The sequence below is a fragment of the Flammeovirga sp. OC4 genome (assembly GCF_000812565.1).
Classification (GTDB): domain Bacteria; phylum Bacteroidota; class Bacteroidia; order Cytophagales; family Flammeovirgaceae; genus Flammeovirga.
The window spans coordinates 1-597 of record NZ_JTAM01000190.1 but is presented as its reverse complement, the minus strand read 5'-3'; the positions used below and the strand labels follow the sequence as shown (position 1 = coordinate 597).

Sequence of the window (597 nt, the reverse complement as noted above, 5' to 3'; positions counted from 1 at the left end):
ATTTATTGGTCTCAGAAATGGGTTTAAAACCCTGCACTTTCAGTGCAGAACTTTAGTATTTCGAAAAAATCTACTACATATTGTGTATTATGACACAAGAGTATAGAAAAGGGCATCATACCGTCACTCGATTAACCGTTCATATCGTCTTTGCTACTAAGTATCGTTACCATGTTTTGGAAGGCGATATTCAAAAGCGATGTAGATCTCTTCTCATTCAAATATGTGAAGCAGAAGGTATCGAAATATTGAAAGGAGTAGTCAGTAAAGATCATGTTCATATGCATATTGAGTATCCCCCGAGTAAAAGCTTGAGTGAAATTCTAAAGCGAATGAAAGGCCGAACCTCTCGAATACTACAGCAAGAGTTTCCAAATTTACGGAAACGATATTGGGGTAAACACTTTTGGGCCGGAGGTTATGGCGCATGGAGTACAGGTAATGTAACCGATCAAATGGTCAACGACTATTTGGAGCACCATAGGAGCGATACAAACGATAATTCCAACTTTATGTTGGAATAAGAGTTAGTGAGCGTAGGAATTTCAGTCCTACTTTACAAACCTCTGCACTTTCAGTGCAGAGAGTGGTTTAGTT

At 38.7% G+C, this 597-nt stretch carries 1 protein-coding gene; it reads left to right on the top strand.

What is annotated here, in order from left to right; translation table 11 throughout:
• The first annotated feature begins 89 nt into the window (after positions 1–89).
• Positions 90–524 (top strand): IS200/IS605 family transposase, encoded by a 435-nt coding sequence (tnpA, locus tag PL77_RS29915; protein ID WP_044213756.1) that lies wholly within the window; start codon positions 90–92, stop codon positions 522–524.
• Positions 525–597: the final 73 nt, after the last annotated feature.

What these genes read in the sequence shown, in the direction of transcription:
- tnpA (WP_044213756.1), top strand. Translation starts at nt 90, where the DNA reads ATGACACAAGAGTATAGAAAAGGGCATCATACCGTCACTCGATTAACC.